This window comes from Rhodococcus sp. 05-2254-2, from assembly GCF_002259095.1.
Taxonomy (GTDB): domain Bacteria; phylum Actinomycetota; class Actinomycetes; order Mycobacteriales; family Mycobacteriaceae; genus Rhodococcoides.
The window spans coordinates 105,762-121,785 of record NZ_NOZJ01000019.1 but is presented as its reverse complement, the minus strand read 5'-3'; the positions used below and the strand labels follow the sequence as shown (position 1 = coordinate 121,785).

15 protein-coding genes and 1 pseudogene are annotated in these 16,024 nt (G+C 65.2%); 8 read left to right on the top strand and 8 right to left on the bottom strand.

Annotated elements, in window-relative coordinates:
- Positions 1-66: 66 nt before the first annotated feature.
- A pseudogene (locus tag CH283_RS20255) lies at positions 67-501 on the top strand (Pr6Pr family membrane protein); the annotation flags it as partial.
- A 3-nt stretch (positions 502-504) separates the two neighbouring features.
- On the top strand, positions 505-1,764 hold the full coding sequence (locus tag CH283_RS20250) for an aminotransferase family protein (RefSeq protein WP_068050671.1): 1,260 nt from the start codon (positions 505-507) through the stop codon (positions 1,762-1,764).
- Here the strand turns inward: CH283_RS20250 and CH283_RS20245 are convergent.
- Positions 1,748-1,978 carry a hypothetical protein gene (locus CH283_RS20245; RefSeq protein ID WP_068050670.1) on the bottom strand — a complete coding sequence of 77 codons (231 nt, stop codon included), beginning with the start codon at positions 1,976-1,978 and terminating at the stop codon, positions 1,748-1,750. The genes CH283_RS20250 and CH283_RS20245 overlap by 17 nt on opposite strands.
- Positions 1,979-2,016: 38 nt before the next feature.
- On the opposite strand from CH283_RS20245, the gene CH283_RS20240 reads away from it, so the two are divergent.
- Complete coding sequence (locus tag CH283_RS20240; RefSeq protein ID WP_068050669.1) at positions 2,017-2,691, top strand: hypothetical protein; 675 nt, start codon at positions 2,017-2,019, stop codon at positions 2,689-2,691.
- On the opposite strand, the gene CH283_RS20235 is transcribed toward CH283_RS20240, so the two are convergent.
- From CH283_RS20235 to CH283_RS20225, 3 genes are all read right to left on the bottom strand, one after another.
- The gene (locus CH283_RS20235; protein WP_068050668.1) at positions 2,681-3,352 is read right to left on the bottom strand and encodes a PhzF family phenazine biosynthesis protein; all 672 of its coding nucleotides are present in this window, start codon (positions 3,350-3,352) and stop codon (positions 2,681-2,683) included. The genes CH283_RS20240 and CH283_RS20235 overlap by 11 nt on opposite strands.
- A 77-nt stretch (positions 3,353-3,429) precedes the next feature.
- Entirely contained in the window at positions 3,430-3,969 is a 540-nt protein-coding gene (locus tag CH283_RS20230) for a carboxymuconolactone decarboxylase family protein (protein WP_094642035.1), read from the bottom strand.
- A 1-nt stretch (position 3,970) separates the two neighbouring features.
- Entirely contained in the window at positions 3,971-4,558 is a 588-nt protein-coding gene (locus tag CH283_RS20225) for a peroxiredoxin (protein ID WP_032397906.1), read from the bottom strand.
- A 154-nt stretch (positions 4,559-4,712) separates the two neighbouring features.
- Here CH283_RS20225 and CH283_RS20220 point away from each other — a divergent pair, with 154 nt between their 5' ends.
- Positions 4,713-5,651, top strand: coding sequence for a hydrogen peroxide-inducible genes activator (locus CH283_RS20220; protein ID WP_068050665.1), 939 nt, complete (start codon positions 4,713-4,715; stop codon positions 5,649-5,651).
- Here CH283_RS20220 and CH283_RS20215 read toward each other — a convergent pair.
- From CH283_RS20215 to sthA, 4 genes are all read right to left on the bottom strand, one after another.
- Positions 5,638-8,154, bottom strand: coding sequence for a DEAD/DEAH box helicase (locus tag CH283_RS20215; RefSeq protein ID WP_068050664.1), 2,517 nt, complete (start codon positions 8,152-8,154; stop codon positions 5,638-5,640). The genes CH283_RS20220 and CH283_RS20215 overlap by 14 nt on opposite strands.
- 64 nt (positions 8,155-8,218) lie before the next feature.
- Positions 8,219-9,259 carry an alpha/beta fold hydrolase gene (locus CH283_RS20210; RefSeq protein WP_094642397.1) on the bottom strand — a complete coding sequence of 347 codons (1,041 nt, stop codon included), beginning with the start codon at positions 9,257-9,259 and terminating at the stop codon, positions 8,219-8,221.
- Positions 9,260-9,487: 228 nt separating this feature from the next.
- Positions 9,488-10,432: a proteasome assembly chaperone family protein gene (locus CH283_RS20205; protein WP_094642033.1), complete on the bottom strand. Its 945-nt coding sequence runs from the start codon at positions 10,430-10,432 to the stop codon at positions 9,488-9,490.
- Positions 10,433-10,630: 198 nt separating this feature from the next.
- Entirely contained in the window at positions 10,631-12,046 is a 1,416-nt protein-coding gene (gene sthA / locus CH283_RS20200) for a Si-specific NAD(P)(+) transhydrogenase (RefSeq protein ID WP_068050662.1), read from the bottom strand.
- 164 nt (positions 12,047-12,210) lie between these two features.
- Between sthA and CH283_RS20195 the strand changes: the two genes are divergently transcribed.
- The 4 genes from CH283_RS20195 to CH283_RS20180 all read left to right on the top strand — a co-directional run bounded on the left by CH283_RS20195 (position 12,211) and on the right by CH283_RS20180 (position 16,014).
- A complete protein-coding gene (locus tag CH283_RS20195) occupies positions 12,211-13,296 on the top strand; it encodes an S-(hydroxymethyl)mycothiol dehydrogenase (protein ID WP_068050661.1) in 1,086 nt (361 codons plus the stop codon).
- Entirely contained in the window at positions 13,293-13,925 is a 633-nt protein-coding gene (locus CH283_RS20190; RefSeq protein ID WP_068050660.1) for an MBL fold metallo-hydrolase, read from the top strand. Before CH283_RS20195 ends, CH283_RS20190 begins: the two co-directional genes overlap by 4 nt.
- A gap of 111 nt (positions 13,926-14,036) precedes the next feature.
- A complete protein-coding gene (locus CH283_RS20185) occupies positions 14,037-14,747 on the top strand; it encodes a DUF5642 family protein (protein ID WP_094642031.1) in 711 nt (236 codons plus the stop codon).
- A 151-nt stretch (positions 14,748-14,898) separates the two neighbouring features.
- On the top strand, positions 14,899-16,014 hold the full coding sequence (locus CH283_RS20180) for a DUF4192 domain-containing protein (RefSeq protein ID WP_068050659.1): 1,116 nt from the start codon (positions 14,899-14,901) through the stop codon (positions 16,012-16,014).
- Positions 16,015-16,024 lie beyond the last annotated feature (10 nt).

Sequence of the window (16,024 nt, the reverse complement as noted above, 5' to 3'; positions counted from 1 at the left end):
TATGAGCATCGTGCACGATGTCACTGCCGAACCGCGTACGCCGGTACCGATCAGGATGCTGCGGGTGCTGTTCGCGGATCGGTGACGCTCTACATGGTGATCACCGGGATCATCTACGCGGTGTTGCCCGCGAACATCGATGTCGGTGTCGCGGATCCGTGGACCGACAACGTGGTGCATCGAATCATGCCCGTGGTCCTTCTGCTCGACTGGATTCTCGCTCCACCGCGTCGGCAGATCTCCGAGTAACGCAGCCTGACGTGGTTGCTCTTCCCGCTGGTCTATGGGATCTACACCCTGATCCGTGGACCCGTCGTCGACTGGTACCCGTATCCCTTCCTCGACCCGAGGGAACGGGGATACCCCGCGCTTGCCGTCGGGCTGGTGGTGTTGACCGTCGCTTTCGCGCTCATGGCGCTGGCAGTGAATGCTCTCGGACGGCTCGCGGGACGGTGGAGGCACGGATCGGTCTCGAGCGAATCGGACTCCACTACTGTGTAGCGCATGTCTTCCGACCTCGATCCAGCGGCCACCACACACTCCTCCGCGCTGTGGCACGGCTTCGCCGACATGGGCAACGTCACCGCCAGCGGGCCGTTCGTCGTCTCGCGAGGCGAGGGTGCGTACATCTTCGACAACAAGGGAACGAAGTATCTCGACGCGACCGCCGGTCTGTGGTTCACCAACGTCGGTCACGGCCGACGCGAGATCGCCGATGCCGTTGCCACACAGCTGAGCTCGATCGCTCACTACTCGAACTTCGGCGACTTCGTACCCGAGACCACGCTGGCCTTGGCCGATCGTCTCGCTGCCATCGCACCGGTTCCGGGTAGCAAGATCTTCTTCACCTCCGGTGGCTCGGACTCCATCGATACCGCCGCGAAGCTCGCGCGCCGCTACTGGGTCGAAATGGGACAACCGGCCAAGAAGATCATCGTCGGACGACAGAAGGCCTATCACGGCATGCACGTCGCCGGCACCGCGCTGGCCGGTATCCCGGTCAACAAGGAGAACTACGGTGAGCTGATGCCCGACGCCAAGACAGTGGCGTGGGACGACGCGAAGTCGCTGCTGGCGCTGATCGAGGAGGTCGGTGCCGAGAACGTGGCCGCCTTCTTCTGCGAGCCGGTCATCGGTGCCGGCGGAATCTACCTGCCGCCGGAGGGCTACCTGCGCGAGGTGCGGCAGATCTGTCGCGACAACGACGTGCTGTTCGTCGCGGACGAGGTCGTCACCGGATTCGGTCGGATCGGCGGCAGCTGGTTCGCCTCCACCCGGTTCGAGCTCGAACCCGACCTGATGACGACCGCCAAGGGGTTGACGTCCGGGTACGTACCGATGGGTGCTGTCTTCATCGCCCCGAAGATCGCCGAGCCGTTCTTCGCGGGCGGCGTGTGGTGGCGACACGGGTACACCTACGGCGGCCACGCCGGAGCGGCCGCGGCAGCGATGGCCAACCTCGACATCATCGAGCGCGAAGAGCTGCTCTCGCACTCCAAGCGCATCGAGGCGGCCCTGCACACCCACCTCGCGCCACTGGCCGCACACGACCGAGTATCGGAGATCCGCAGCGGAATCGGTGCTGTTGCCGCCGTGCAGCTCGCCGACCCGGCCGAAGCATTGCCTTTCGTCAAAACGCTTCGGGCACACGGGGTCTCCGGCCGCGCCGCCGGCCAGGGTGCGATGCAGATCTCGCCTGCATTCGTCATGACCGACGCCGAGATCGAAGAGTTGGCCGCGCGGATCCTCAGCGCGCTCGGCTGAACCGAAGTCTGCCGAGCAGCTGCTTCCCTCGCGACAGCGGGGGAGCGGGTGCCGGTGTCGGCTCGTCGGAGACAGCCGCGAAACGACGGTGCAGCTGCTCGCGCACTTCCTCGGGCGCGTAGGCACGACGCTTGCGCTCGGATCGAACCACCAACGCCCCGGTGGCCGCGACACCGACCATCCCGGCGAGACCGACAGCCTTCCACACGTTCATCCGGCCACCGTACCGTCACGAGATCTAGGGTGTGGACCATGAATCCGTCGCGAATCAGCCTCGATACCGCAGTCGAGGCCACCAGAACGGGCGACATCTGGATCTTCCGCGGACAGTCGAACGCCGATCGCGCAATCCAGGCACTGACCAACAGTCCGGTCAATCACGTCGGCATGTCCGTCGTGATCGACGACCTGCCTCCGCTGATGTGGCACGCCGAACTGGGGAAGTCGTTGCAGGACATGTGGAGCGGCAACTTCCAGCGCGGAGTGCAGCTGCACGATCTGCGAGCGGCCGTGACCCAGTGGGCCACGAAGTACGAACAGCGGTGCTGGCTGCGACAATTGGACGGATACGCGGGTCGTTCCGCAGGCTCCACCCCGTCCGTGACGAAAGAGCAGGAGGACGCCCTGCTTCGCACCATCGCCCGCTTGGACGGCACAGCCTTTCCGACCACCGCCTCGCTCGCCGGTCGTTGGTTCCGGGGCCGAGTCCCCACACTGCGTCGCAGCCAACGTGAGGGAGCAACCCTCGAAACCGCCTACTGCGCAGAGGTGGTGGCCATGACCTACGACGCGATGGGTCTGCTCACGGGCAACAAGAAAGCCAACTGGTTCGACCCAGGAAAGTTCTGGAGCGGCGATCGACTCCCACTCGCCGACGGTGTTCGTCTGGGCGAGGAAATCGAAGTGGACGTACCCGTCACACGCTGATCGACGCGTCCGCCGCGGTACGTCCGCCCAGCTCCACCCATCCGGCTTCGAAGGTAGTGTGCAATCGAGATCCGGCTCCCTGCAGGATGTTCAGGCTCCGGCCGAGTTCACCGGTCAGCCGGACGGCGGCAGCGCCGGTCGCTTCGTCCTCGGCGATACCCATCATCGGTGCGAACATGCGTGACCGCAGCGCGCCGTGCTCCTCGTCGGTCCAGGCCCAGACGTAGTGGTGCCCGCTGTCGTACGCACTCGGGTCCGCTGCCGTCACCTCGGCCGCGTCCTGGACCTGATGGAAGGTGAAGTGCGGAGTCCAGTCGGCTCGGGCCCGAACCCAGGTGTGCTCGCCCTCGTAGCGGATGTTCAGCGGCGCGGCAGGAACTGTGAGTACTTCGATCGGGTGTCCCTGCTCGCGCAGCCACCACGAGAGTCCGACCGTGGGATGCCCGGCGAAGGGCAATTCCACGGCGGGCGTGTAGATGGTGGCCGAGGCCGTACCGGAATCGGTGCGATCGACGAACACCGTCTCGCTGAAGCCGAGCTCGGTGGCGAACTGCTGTCGGTCCGCCTCGGCGACGTCATCCGCGGCGACGATGCCGAGGGGGTTACCGAACCTGCCGTCGGCATCGGTGAAAACTCGGACGACGGACACGTCGGTAGCCATGCCCGGACGGTACCAAACGCCGAACGAGGGACCCGCGGTCGCGGATCCCTCGTTCGGTGATCAGGTCGGGTCGACGCTCAGACGGCGGCACCGTCGAGGATTCGCCCTGCTTCGATCGCTTGCGCGACACCCGCGACGATCGACGCGGCGCGGATGGCCTCGAAGATCTTCTCGCGGTCGACGCCCTCGGCGCGCAGCGTCTTCTCGTGTGCTTCCAGGCAGTGGTTGCACCCGTTGACGGCCGAGACCGCGAGCGACCACAGCTCGAAGTCGGCCTTCTCCACACCGGGGTTGCCGATGATGTTCATGCGCAGACCGGCGCGCAGATCGTCGTACTTGCCGTCCAGGTATCCCTTGGTTCGGTAGAAGACGTTGTTCATGCCCATGATCGACGCGGCACCGAGGGCGGCGTTGTACGCCTCGGCCGACAGTGAATCGGCTGCGTCCTCGGCGATCTCCTTCAACGTCGTCGCGGACTTCGACGCTGCGGCCACCGACAGCAGGGTGCCCCATAGCTGCTGCTCGCTGAGCACCGTGGAGCGGGCGATGGAACCGAGATTGAGCTTGAGGTCCTTGGCGTACTCGGGGACGGCGTTCTTGAGGTTGTCGATCGTCATGTCAGACGCTCGCCGTCAGCAGTTCGCCTGCGTCGATGGTGGGATCACCCTTCTTCCAGTTGCAGGCGCACAGCTCGTCGGACTGCAAGGCGTCGAGAACTCGCAGGACCTCGTCCACGTTGCGCCCCACCGAGCCTGCCGTGACCGACACGAACTGGATCTCGTTGTTGGGGTCGACGATGAAGGTGGCGCGGTCGGCCACACCGTCGGCATTGAGAACGCCGGTGGCAGCAGCCAATTCGCGCTTGAGGTCCGACAGCATGGGGAAGGGAAGCGTCTTGAGCTCGTCGTGCTGTGCGCGCCACTGGAAGTGAACGAACTCGTTGTCGACCGACGCGCCGAGGACCTGTGCGTCGCGGTCCTCGAACTCCTCGTTCAGCTTGCCGAACGCGGCGATCTCGGTGGGGCACACGAACGTGAAGTCCTTGGGCCAGAAGAAGACGATGCGCCACTTGCCCGCGTGGTCGTCACTGGTGACGGTGGTGAAGTAGTCGTCGGGCTGCTGGGCGTTCACCTTGGAGAGGTCTCCGCCGATGACGGCGGTGAGGTTGTATGAAGGGAACTGGTCGCCAATTGTCAACAGTGCCATGTGGTCTCCTCGTGTCGGATGATCGCGTCGGTTCCGTATGTGGGCGGTTCGGATCGGTGGCGTGAATGCAGCCGTACGAGCCCGGCCGACCGGTACGAGTGTGCCAAAAATGTGGTGAAAGGTAAACGTGATGAGTGGCACTACACTGATAGGCGTGACCGATCGAAGCTATCAGCCGACCCTGTCGCATCTGCGTGCCTTCGTCGCAATTGCCCGTCATCGCCATTTCGGCAGTGCAGCAACGCAACTGAACATCACTCAGCCGTCTCTGTCGCAAGCTCTCGCCACGTTGGAGCAGGGGCTGGGGGTGCAGTTGATCGAGCGCAGCACCCGCAGGGTCTTGCTGACGTCGGCCGGCGGTCAGTTACTCGGTCGGGCGACTGCGGCACTCGACGCCGTGGACGGATTGGTCGCTACCGCAGCAGGATTGGGCGGTCGGCTGACCGGTGGTATGCGGCTCGGGATCATTCCCACCGTGGCACCCTACGTGCTGCCCGCAGTGCTCCCGGCCGTGCGCGTCGAGTACCCCGACCTCGTACCGAGAATAGTGGAGGATCACACCGCTCGACTGCTCGACGGACTCCGGTCCGGTGCACTCGACGTCGCCGTTCTCGCGCTGCCCCTCGCCGATCCGGGTTTGATCGAAACAGCCATGTACACCGAGGATTTCGTGCTCGCGCTCCCTGCCGAGCACCCTCTCGCGGGGCGTCGGGATCTGACGGTCGCCGACCTCCGCGGTCTCCCTCTGCTCCTCCTCGACGAGGGGCACTGCCTGCGCGAGCAGACCCTGGATCTGTGTCGCTCGGTCGACACCGCACCCGATGCGAGCGATACCCGGGCGACGTCGCTGACCACGGTGGTGCAGTGCGTTGCAGGAGGGCTCGGCCTGACGCTGCTGCCGCGCAGCGCCGTCGAGGTCGAGGTCGCTCGTGCGGGCTTGTCCACCGCAGAGTTCGCCCACCCTGCTCCCGGCCGCACCATCGGTCTCGTTCACCGAGCTTCGAGTGCGCGCGCCGCCGAATACAGTGCGCTCGCAAGTCTTCTCGCCGCAGAGGTCCTCGCCGACAACGCACGTGGACTCAGCCGGGCGTGATCACGATCTCGTCGAACACGATCTCGCCCGCCGCATCGGACTCCGGCACATCGACGACGGCGTCGAGCGACCAGCCGTGGTCACCGTCGGGATCCTCCAACACCTGACGCACCGTGGTGGACTCCGCACCGACGTTCAGCGTGAACAGCGCGGGGCCGCGGGCCGATGGTCCGGTTCCGATCGAGCCGTACTCGGCGAAGAACGGTTCCAGTTCCGTCTCCCAGTCCGGGCCGTCGTCGAGGTCGTCGAGGGCGTTCCACTGTCGGCGCGCCGCCAGATCGACTCGGCGGAAGATCGCATTGCGCGCGAGAATTCGGAAGGCCCGCGGGTTGGCCGAGATCGGACGCGGCACATCGGATCCGTACGCCTCGACGAGCGCCTCCGGCTCGGCACCCGGGTCCGTCAGGTTCTCCCATTCGTCGAGCAAGCTCGAATCCACCTGCCGCACGAGTTCACCCAGCCACTCGGTGATGTCCTGTACCTCTTCGGTTCGAGACTCCGGCGGAACCGTCTGGCGCAGTGTGCGATAGGCGTCGGCGAGATAGCGGAGGACGAGTCCCTCGGACCGCATCAGACCGTAATGGCTGATCAATTCTGCGAACGTCATCGCGCGCTCGACCATGTCGCGTACCACGGACTTGGGGGACAGGCCGACCTCGGAGAGCCACGGATGCGTGCCGCGATAGATCTCGAATGCCGGAACGAGCAGCTCTGCAAGAGGTTTCGGCCACGTGACCTCCTCGAGCAGTTCCATTCGCTCGTCGTACTCGATGCCGTCGGCCTTCATCTGCGAGACCGCTTCGCCGCGCGCGGCGTGCTGTTGCGCCATCAGGATCTGACGCGGATCGTCGAGGGTCGATTCGATGATCGAAACAACGTCGAGGGCATGGGTCGGTGATTCGGCGTCGAGCAGCTCGAAGGACGCGACCGCGAACGTCGACAGCGGCTGATTGAGCGCGAAGTCCGGCTGCAGGTCCACGGTCAGTCGAGCGTGTCGACCGTCGGCATCCGGCTCGTCGAGTTGTTCGACGATGCCCGCATCGACCAGACCGCGGTAGAGCGAGAGTGCCCGCAGAATGTGCTTGCGCTGAGCGGGCCGGGTCTCGTGATTGTCCTCGAGCAGGTGACGCATGGCATGGAAGCAATTGCCCGGCCGGGCAATGACATTGAGCAGCATGGCGTTGCTCACCGAGAACCGTGAGGTGAGCGGCTCAGGACTTGCGGTGATGATCCGCTCGAACGTCGGCTCGCCCCACGAGACGAAACCGTCGGGTGCCTTCTTGCGCTGTACGCGTTTGAGCTTCTTCGGATCGTCGCCGGCCTTGGCCACCAGACGGGCGTTCTCGATGTCGTGCTCGGGGGCCTCGACCACGACGGTGCCGAGGGTGTCGTATCCGGCTCGCCCCGCGCGGCCCGCGATCTGATGGAACTCGCGGGCCCGGAGTTTGCGGGTGCGGACGCCGTCGTACTTGGTCAGTCCGGTGAACAGCACGGTGCGAATGGGGACGTTGATGCCCACACCGAGGGTGTCCGTTCCGCAGATCACCTTGAGCAGCCCGTCCTGCGCCAACTTCTCGACCAACCGTCGGTACTTGGGCAGCATGCCTGCGTGATGCACCCCGATACCGTGCCGAACCAACCTCGACAGCGTCTTGCCGAATCCGGTGGTGAAGCGGAAGGCACCGATGGCCTCGGCTATCTCGGCCTTCTCCTGCTTGGACGCAACGTTCACACTCGTCAATGCCTGAGCGCGTTCGAGTGCCGAAGCCTGGGTGAAGTGCACGACGTAGACCGGCGCGAGGTGCGTCTGCACCAACTCTTCGATGGTTTCGCTGATCGGAGTGGTGACGTAGGAGAACATCAGGGGAACCGGACGCTCGGTGCCCGAGACCACGGTGGTCGTGCGTCCGGTGCGTCGGGTCAGATCGTCCCGGAAGAACGAGACGTCGCCGAGAGTCGCCGACATCAACAGGAATTGAGCGTTCGGTAGTTCGATCAAGGGAACCTGCCAGGCCCACCCCCGATCGGGCTCGGAGTAGTAGTGGAACTCGTCCATGATCACCTGGCCGATGTCGGAGTCGGCACCTTGGCGCAGAGCGAGGTTCGCGACGATCTCGGCGGTGGCGCAGATGATCGGAGCACCGGAATTGACCGACGCGTCGCCGGTCATCATGCCGACGTTCTGAGCGCCGAAGATCTCGCACAGGGCGAAGAACTTCTCGCTGACGAGTGCCTTGATCGGCGCGGTGTAGAAACTCCGAACGCCTGCGGCCATCGCGGCGTAGTGGGCTCCGATGGCCACCATCGACTTGCCCGATCCGGTCGGCGTGGCCAGGATGACGTTGGAGCCGGAGACCAGCTCGATGAGAGCTTCCTCCTGCGCGGGATACAGGGTCAGACCGCGATCTGCAGTCCAGGTGGTGAACGTGTCGAACAGGACATCCGGGTCGACGCCGTCGGACCGAGCGGCGGCGGCATCGGGAATCAGTTCGGTGAGAAGCACCTCTACAGGCTATGTGGGATCGACGGCCGAACCCGCATCGACACCGAGCGTCCGTCGCGACGCCTCAGGTCGCGCTGCGCTCGTCGGAACCCATCGCGCCGAGAACGGCCATCCGGGTGCTGGCGCTTCCGGTGATCATGTCCTCACCGACACCGGTGATGAGCAGGTTGCGCCACCGCACCTCGTCGAAGGTCAGTGACGGTGTGGAATCGATGAAGTCCTCGACGACCTGCAGAAAGCGCATCGGATCGTCCCGGAACGGGAAGTGTCCGGAATTCTCGAACACCTCCAACGTGGAACCGGGCATGGCCGAGTGGGCGAGGCGCGCATGACTGACCGGAATCACCGAGTCCTGGTCACCCCACACGAGCAGAACGGGGAGATTCTCGGTGAGATAACAGCGGTCCAGCATCGTGACCACCTGGCCGCGCCAGTCCACGACGGCGCGCAAGGTCCGCAGATACGCCTCGTACGTCGTCGGGGCCGGGAGCTCGCTCAGCACGCGGATCAGATCCGGAGTGTCGTGCAGGAGCGATCCGGGTCGCAGGGGAGAGCTGTGCAGTTTGCTCAGCAGGCCACCCGCCAGCTTCACCGCCGGGATCGCGCCGGGTAGGCGGAGCAGTTTGACGGCCTCGCTCAGAAACGGCATGGACGCGAGTCGAAGAATGGGATGTACGTCCTTGGTGACGCCACCGGAGGACACCAGAGCCAATCTGTCGACCATGCCCGGGAACTGGTACGCGAACTGCATGGCGACGCCGCCGCCCAGTGAGTGACCGACGACGGTGACGTGCTCGATGCCCAGCACCGAGAGCAGATCGCGCATGCCGTTGGCGTACGCGGCGACGGAGTAATCCGCACGCGGCTTGTCCGAGCGACCGTGACCCAGCAGATCCGGAGCGATGACGGTGTAGTTCTTCGCGAGGTGCGGGATGACTTCGTTCCACGTCTCGGAGTTGTCACCGATACCGTGGATCAACAGCAGAACCGGACCTTCGCCGGCCATGCGGAATGCCCGCCGGTATCCGTGAATGGTCCGGAAGATCAGCCGTGGTTCTTCGTCGGGAACCGGGCGGAGCTTGCGATTGCGCGGATTGGTGCTCATCTGCGCCTCCTGAAATTCCCTGGTGCACCGCGCGATGCGGCACAGAACGGCGACGCCGTGCACGAGTGTGTGGACTTTCGTACCGGAGTACGTGTTGCTACGACTCTCGCACGAGATGACGCTCGGGGCAGAACATCGAGCGTATTTGCGGTTACAGGTATGTTTCGATCGGTCCGGACTGTCCTATATGCCCGACGAATCGATCATGTTCTGTGACCACTCACACTGTCACTGCTCGGTGTTGTCCTCTTCCTCGTCGAGATTTGCCTGCTCGGCCAGGAAGCGCTCGAACTCGGCCCCGAGTTCGTCGCCGCTCGGCAGTGGCTCGTCACTGGCCAACAACGTCGACTGCTGCTCCTGCGCGGCGACATACGTGTCGTACTGACGCTCCAGCGCCTGCACCACCGACTGGACTTCTTCGTTCCCGGTGATGTGCTCGTTCACCTGTTCCCGAACTCGCGCCGCGGCCTCACCCAGGGCGGCAAGCGGCAGATCCAGGTCGGCGGCCTCACCGACGTTCTCGAGCAACGTCTCGGCCGCACCGGGGTAGTCCGTCTGTGCGAGGTAGTGCGGAACGTGCACCGAGAAACCCATGGACTCGTGACCGTGCTGCGCCATCCGAAGCTCGAGCAGGGACGAGGCGCTGCCCGGTACCTGCAGATCACCTGCCCAGCTGTTGCCCTCCTTGACCAGCTCCTTGTCGCTGGCGTGGGCTGTCACACCGAGTGGCCGGGTGTGCGGGATGGCCATCGGGATCGAGCCGAGACCGATGGTGCGGCGCACACCGAGCTGTTCGGCGAGGAGCCTGACAGCGGTGGTGAACTTCTCCCACCGCAGGTCCGGTTCCATACCGGCGAGCAGCAGGAACGGAGTGCCCGACTTGTCCTTGACGGCATAGAGGTTCAGTTCGGGAGCGTCGTAGTCCGAGAAATGATCGGACTTGAACGTCATCGTCGGCCGGCGGGACCGGTAATCGATCAACTCGTCGACGTCGAACGACGCGACCAGCTCCGATTCCAGGCTCTCGCGCAGGTGGGTGGTGGCCAACTTCACCGCGTGACCTGCGTCGGAGAAACCCTCCAGGCCGTGCACCAGGACGGGTCCGACGCCGTCGTTGGAGAAGATTTGCGGTGCCGGAAACTCCAGCTCGTACATCTTCGACTGTTCGGTCATGGCCTGGCCCCTTTCGGATCGACTCGTCGGTACCTCGACGCGAGATTCGAGCCAGAATACGCCGACCCTCGGCTCGCGCCGTGTACGCGCCGACGTCGAACGTGGCGAATCACTACCGACAAGAACAACCGATTGCCTGCCGTTCATTCCCGGACGGTCGCCCATCCTGCGCCGAGGGCTCTCGGTGACTCGAGGCGATCAGCGGTCGAAGTTGGCCAGCGCGCGAATCTTGTTGGTGACGTCGAGGGCGGCGACCTTGTACGCCTCGGACAGCGTCGGGTAATTGAACACGGCATCGACGAGATAGTCGACGGTGCCGCCGCACCCCATCACCGCCTGCCCGATGTGCACCAGATCCGTCGCACCCGACCCGAAGATGTGCACGCCCAGAATCGACCGATCCTCGGTGGAGACGAGCAACTTCAACATCCCGTACGAGTCGCCGGCGATCTGCCCCCGGGCGAGTTCGCGGTACCTCGATACCCCGACCTCGTAGGGGATCGATCCCTTCGTCAGGTCGACCTCGGTGGCTCCGACGTACGAGACCTCGGGGATGGAGTAGATACCGATGGGCTGAACGTCGGTCAACTTCGCGTCGGACTCGCCGAACGCGTGATACGCGGCCAACCTGCCCTGATCCATCGACGTCGCGGCCAATGCCGGGAACCCGATGACATCGCCGACGGCATAGATGTGATCGACCTTGGTCTGGAAGTGCTCGTCGACGAAGATCCGACCCCGGGCGTCCGCCTCCAGACCTGCGTTCTCGAGATCCAGCGCCGTGGTCAGGCCCTGCCGACCGGCCGAGTACATCACCGTTTCGGCCGGGATGCGCTTGCCGCTCGCCAGCGTGGTCACGGTCCCGTTCGGCCCGACGTCGACCGCGGTCACCGCCTCGCCGAATCGGAACGTCACCGCGAGATCGCGGAGGTGGAACTGCAACGACTCGATGATCTCTCGATCGCAGAAGTCGAGCATCGAATCCCGCTTCTCGACGACGGTGACCTTCGTTCCGAGGGCAGCGAACATCGACGCGTACTCGATTCCGATGACGCCGGCCCCGACGACGACCATCGACGCCGGAATGAATTCGAGATTGAGGATTCCGTCCGAGTCGAGCACTCGATAGTCGTCGAACGCGACGTCGGCCGGACGGGCAGGAGCGGTGCCGGTGGCGATCACCACGTTGGCGGCTGCGACGGTGATGCGCTCACCCCGCGTCTCGTCCTCCACGACGATGGTGTGCGCGTCGAGAAACTTGCCGACGCCGGTGATCAGCTCGATGCGGTTCCGGAGCAGTTGCGAACGCACCACCTCGATCTCCTTGCCGATCACGTGCTGGGTTCGGGCCAACAGATCGGCAGGAGTGATATCGGCCTTCACCCGGTAACTCGCCCCGTACAGCTCCCGTTGATTCATGCCCGTGAGATACAGAACGGCCTCGCGCAGCGTCTTGGACGGAATGGTCCCGGTGTTGACGCAGACCCCGCCGAGCATGTGGCCCTTCTCCACGATCGCCACCCGCTTGCCGAGCTTCGCAGCCGCAATGGCCGCCTTCTGGCCACCGGGGCCGGAGCCGATGACCACCAGGTCGTACTCCATGGGTTCAGACATTCGTCATAGTTACCGCTCGCACGCAAAGACTGCGTGCCCACCCGGTCACAACCTTGTGAACTCCATGATTCGGTGCGTCGAACCCATGCAGATGTCGCCACGTGCTGATGCGTTGTGCGAGGCTGAACAGAGCACGAAACACCCGATTTTCAGTGGAGGAACACATGCCGCAGCAGGTCCGCGCCGTCGTCGCCAAGAGCAAGGGCGAGCCCGTCTCCATCGAGACGATCACCATCCCCGATCCCGGGCCCAACGAGGTCGTCGTGAAGATCCAGGCCTGCGGGGTGTGTCACACCGACCTGCACTACCGCGAAGGCGGCATCAACGACGAATTCCCATTCCTGCTCGGACACGAGGCGGCCGGAATCGTCGAGACCATCGGCGACCGCGTCGAGCACGTCGAGGTCGGAGACTTCGTCGTACTGAACTGGCGCGCCGTGTGCGGCGAATGTCGAGCCTGCAAGCGCGGCACTCCGTGGTACTGCTTCGACACCCACAACGCAGCACAGAAGATGACCCTCGAAGACGGTACCGAATTGACCCCGGCGCTGGGCATCGGCGCATTCGCCGAGAAGACCCTGGTCCACGAGGGCCAGTGCACCAAGGTCGCCGCAGACGCCGATCCCGCCGTGGTCGGACTGCTCGGCTGTGGCGTGATGGCAGGTCTGGGAGCGGCGATGAACACCGGCAACGTCTCGCGTGGGGATTCGGTGGCCGTGATCGGCTGCGGCGGAGTGGGCGATGCCGCGATCGCCGGAGCACGCCTGGCCGGCGCGTCGACGATCATCGCGGTCGATCGTGACCCGGGCAAGCTCGAATGGGCACTGGGCCTCGGAGCCACCCACACCGTCGACTCCTCGGTGGTCGACGCCGTCGAAGCAGTCCAGGAGCTCACCGGAGGCTTCGGTGCCGACGTCGTCATCGACGCCGTCGGTCGCCCGGAGACCTGGAAGCAGGCGTTCTACGCACGCGACCTCGCCGGAACCGTGGTGCTTGTCGGCGTGCCGACACCCGAGATGACCCTCGAGATGCCGCTGATCGACTTCTTCTCCCGCGGCGGATCGCTCAAGTCCTCCTGGTACGGAGACTGCCTGCCCGAGCGCGACTTCCCGCAGTTGGTCGATCTGTATCAGCAGGGCCGTCTGCCGCTCGAGAAGTTCGTCACCGAACGCATCACCATCGACGACGTCGAAGCCGCCTTCGAGAAGATGCATCAGGGCACCGTCCTGCGTTCGGTGGTGGTCCTGTGAGCGGGAAGTTCCGAGTCCAGAACGTCGTCACCTCGGGCACGTTCAGCCTCGACGGTGGCACCTGGGACGTCGACAACAACATCTGGCTGGTCGGCGACGACGACGAGGTGGTGATCGTCGACGCAGCGCACACCGCGGCCCCGATCGTCGACGCGGTTGCCGGCCGGACGGTCAAGGCCGTCATCTGCACCCATGGCCACAACGACCACGTGACCGTGGCACCGGAACTGGCCGATACGTTGGACGCGCCGATTCTGCTGCACCCCGCCGACGACATGCTGTGGGAACAGACGCACCCGGGCGTCGGGCACTCGACCCTCGAGGACGGTCAGCGCATCACGGTGGCCGGAACCGACATCCTGGCGCTGCACACGCCCGGGCACTCACCTGGATCGACGTGCCTGTACCTGCCGGAAGCGGGGGAGTTGTTCAGCGGCGACACCCTCTTCTCCGGCGGCCCGGGTGCCACCGGACGGTCGTACTCGGACTTCCCGACCATCATCGGGTCCATCCGTGATCGGCTCTTCGCGCTTCCCGTCGAGACCCGAGTCAACACCGGCCACGGTGACGGGACGCGCATCGGCGACGAAGCACCGCACCTCGAGGAATGGATCGCCCGCGGCAGCTGAATTGCGACACCGCGGTGGGTCGCCTGCCGCGTTCGAGGTGGTCGGAATGAGACAGTGGTGGGACGCCGGAGCGTGTGCTGCGGCGTTCCACCGACCCGAAGAGGACGTCTTGTGAGCCCCGCCGCACGCAGAACCCGCCTGTCCATCGCCGCGACCTCGGCAGCGATCGCAGCTCTCGTGCTGGTCGGCTGCAGTTCCACGGTCACCGGCACTCCCGAGCCCAGCGCGGGTGCCCCCACTTCGACGCCGGAGTCCGGCGTGGATCTGAACACGCTGCTGATCGATCCGTCCAGCTTCCCGGCACCGTACGACGCCCTGGTGCTGCCCCAGCAGGCGATCTCGCAAGCCGCACCCGATCTCAGCGGAATTCCTGCCGGTGCCGAGGTCAGCCCGGCGGGATGCAAGCCTGCCGACCAGGATTTCGGCCCGACGGGCACGGCCATGATCGTCGGCACCGACAACGACAGCCGGTCCACCATCTCGATCGAGTTGACCGCGGTGGACGAACCGCTCTCGGCGCGCAAGGAGCAACTGGAACAGTGCGCCGAGGTGACCGCAACCAAGTCCGGCGCGACCTCGACGGTGACCTCCACTCTGACGCCTGCACCGCCCATCGATGCGGACGACACGTTGGCCGTCCGGCAGACCGTCGCATCGGGAGCAGGCGGCGACGCCGTAACCCAATCGATGCTGACACTGATGGCCCAGATCGACGAAGTGCGAGTGTCGGCCACGTTCATGTCGTTCGGCTCGGGCACGCCCGATGCGATGACCCTCGACGAGCTGTTCACCGCGGCAGTCCAGAAGGTCGGCCAGAGCTGACGCAGCACTAGCAGACGACACCGACACGAATCGGTCGGACACAGCGCCGGCGACGCGATTCATCCACAGCACGGCAGTTCTCCACAGGGCAGTACGAAAGCCCAGGTCGAGACTCTTTCGATCGTCGGGACCCCGGCCAGGATTCTCCGGTATGTACACACCGACGAACTCTCACGGCAACTTCGACTCCCGCCATCGCGTGCGGCTCGGCCACCCGAGCGACCTGATCACCGCGGTACCGGCCATGCTCGGGTTCCACCCGCACCGATCTATGGTGCTCATCGCGGTCAAGGACGGCGGTGCGAGCGTCGGACCCACGATGCGTCACGACCTCGTCCTGGCCGGCGATCACATCGATCGGCGCGCGGGCGGTCACACCCGCGCGACCCCGGAGATGCTCGACGTCATCGCCTACCTGGCCGGCTACTGCGCGATGGAGAACATTCCCGCGGTCATGGCGGTGTTCGTCGACGACAGGCTCGATCGAACCGTCCGGACATCGCATCTACTCGACGTGGAAGCACTGGTGACCGAACTCGACGCCACACTCGCCTCGTTCGGAGTGCAGCTCGGTGAGGCCCTTGCGGCGTCGGAGATCGCCGAATCCGCCGACTGGTGGACGTTGCGCGGACCACAGCGGCACGGCCTGATGTCCGATCCGTCGGCGTCGCCGATGACCGTGGCCCGCGTGCTCGACGGCTACTCCGTCAGACGATCCAGGTCCGAGCTGGCCGAGACCATCGCGCCGGGCCCCGACGCGACCGTGCGGGCCGTTGCCGCCGAGATCTCGCGACAACGACGGGACGGGATTCGATCTCGTACCGACGAGCTGACGTCGGTGCTGTCGTACGTCGCGCGAGCGCCGTACGACACCGAATTGGATCCGACCGACATCGCTCGGATCGCACTCGCGATCGGTCATGTCCAGGTGCGTGACGCACTGCTGGCCCTGACTCTCGGTGACGACGCGGGATTCGTCGAAGAGTTCTGGGCGAGGATGTCCCGCGTCCTGCCGAAGGCCGAACGAGCCATCGCCGCAACACTTCTGGCCTTCAGCGCGTACGTCCGCGGAGACGGACCGATGGCCCGCATCGCGATCGATGCGGCACTGGAAGCCGACGAGAACTACTCGCTGGCGCGACTGCTGGACCGGTCGCTCAGCGCCGGCGCAGGTCCCGATCTCGTTCGGGAAGTGGCCGAGAGCGGCTTCGCGTGTGCTCGCGCCTGCGGAGTTCGGCTCCCCGGCGACCCCTTCGGTCGACGGTGACGGCAGTCGA

What these genes read in the sequence shown, in the direction of transcription:
- CH283_RS20250 (WP_068050671.1), top strand. Translation starts at nt 505, where the DNA reads ATGTCTTCCGACCTCGATCCAGCGGCCACCACACACTCCTCCGCGCTG.
- CH283_RS20245 (WP_068050670.1), bottom strand. Translation starts at nt 1,978, where the DNA reads ATGAACGTGTGGAAGGCTGTCGGTCTCGCCGGGATGGTCGGTGTCGCG.
- CH283_RS20240 (WP_068050669.1), top strand. Translation starts at nt 2,017, where the DNA reads ATGAATCCGTCGCGAATCAGCCTCGATACCGCAGTCGAGGCCACCAGA.
- CH283_RS20235 (WP_068050668.1), bottom strand. Translation starts at nt 3,352, where the DNA reads ATGGCTACCGACGTGTCCGTCGTCCGAGTTTTCACCGATGCCGACGGC.
- CH283_RS20230 (WP_094642035.1), bottom strand. Translation starts at nt 3,969, where the DNA reads ATGACGATCGACAACCTCAAGAACGCCGTCCCCGAGTACGCCAAGGAC.
- CH283_RS20225 (WP_032397906.1), bottom strand. Translation starts at nt 4,558, where the DNA reads ATGGCACTGTTGACAATTGGCGACCAGTTCCCTTCATACAACCTCACC.
- CH283_RS20210 (WP_094642397.1), bottom strand. Translation starts at nt 9,259, where the DNA reads ATGAGCACCAATCCGCGCAATCGCAAGCTCCGCCCGGTTCCCGACGAA.
- CH283_RS20205 (WP_094642033.1), bottom strand. Translation starts at nt 10,432, where the DNA reads ATGACCGAACAGTCGAAGATGTACGAGCTGGAGTTTCCGGCACCGCAA.
- sthA (WP_068050662.1), bottom strand. Translation starts at nt 12,046, where the DNA reads ATGTCTGAACCCATGGAGTACGACCTGGTGGTCATCGGCTCCGGCCCC.
- CH283_RS20195 (WP_068050661.1), top strand. Translation starts at nt 12,211, where the DNA reads ATGCCGCAGCAGGTCCGCGCCGTCGTCGCCAAGAGCAAGGGCGAGCCC.
- CH283_RS20180 (WP_068050659.1), top strand. Translation starts at nt 14,899, where the DNA reads ATGTACACACCGACGAACTCTCACGGCAACTTCGACTCCCGCCATCGC.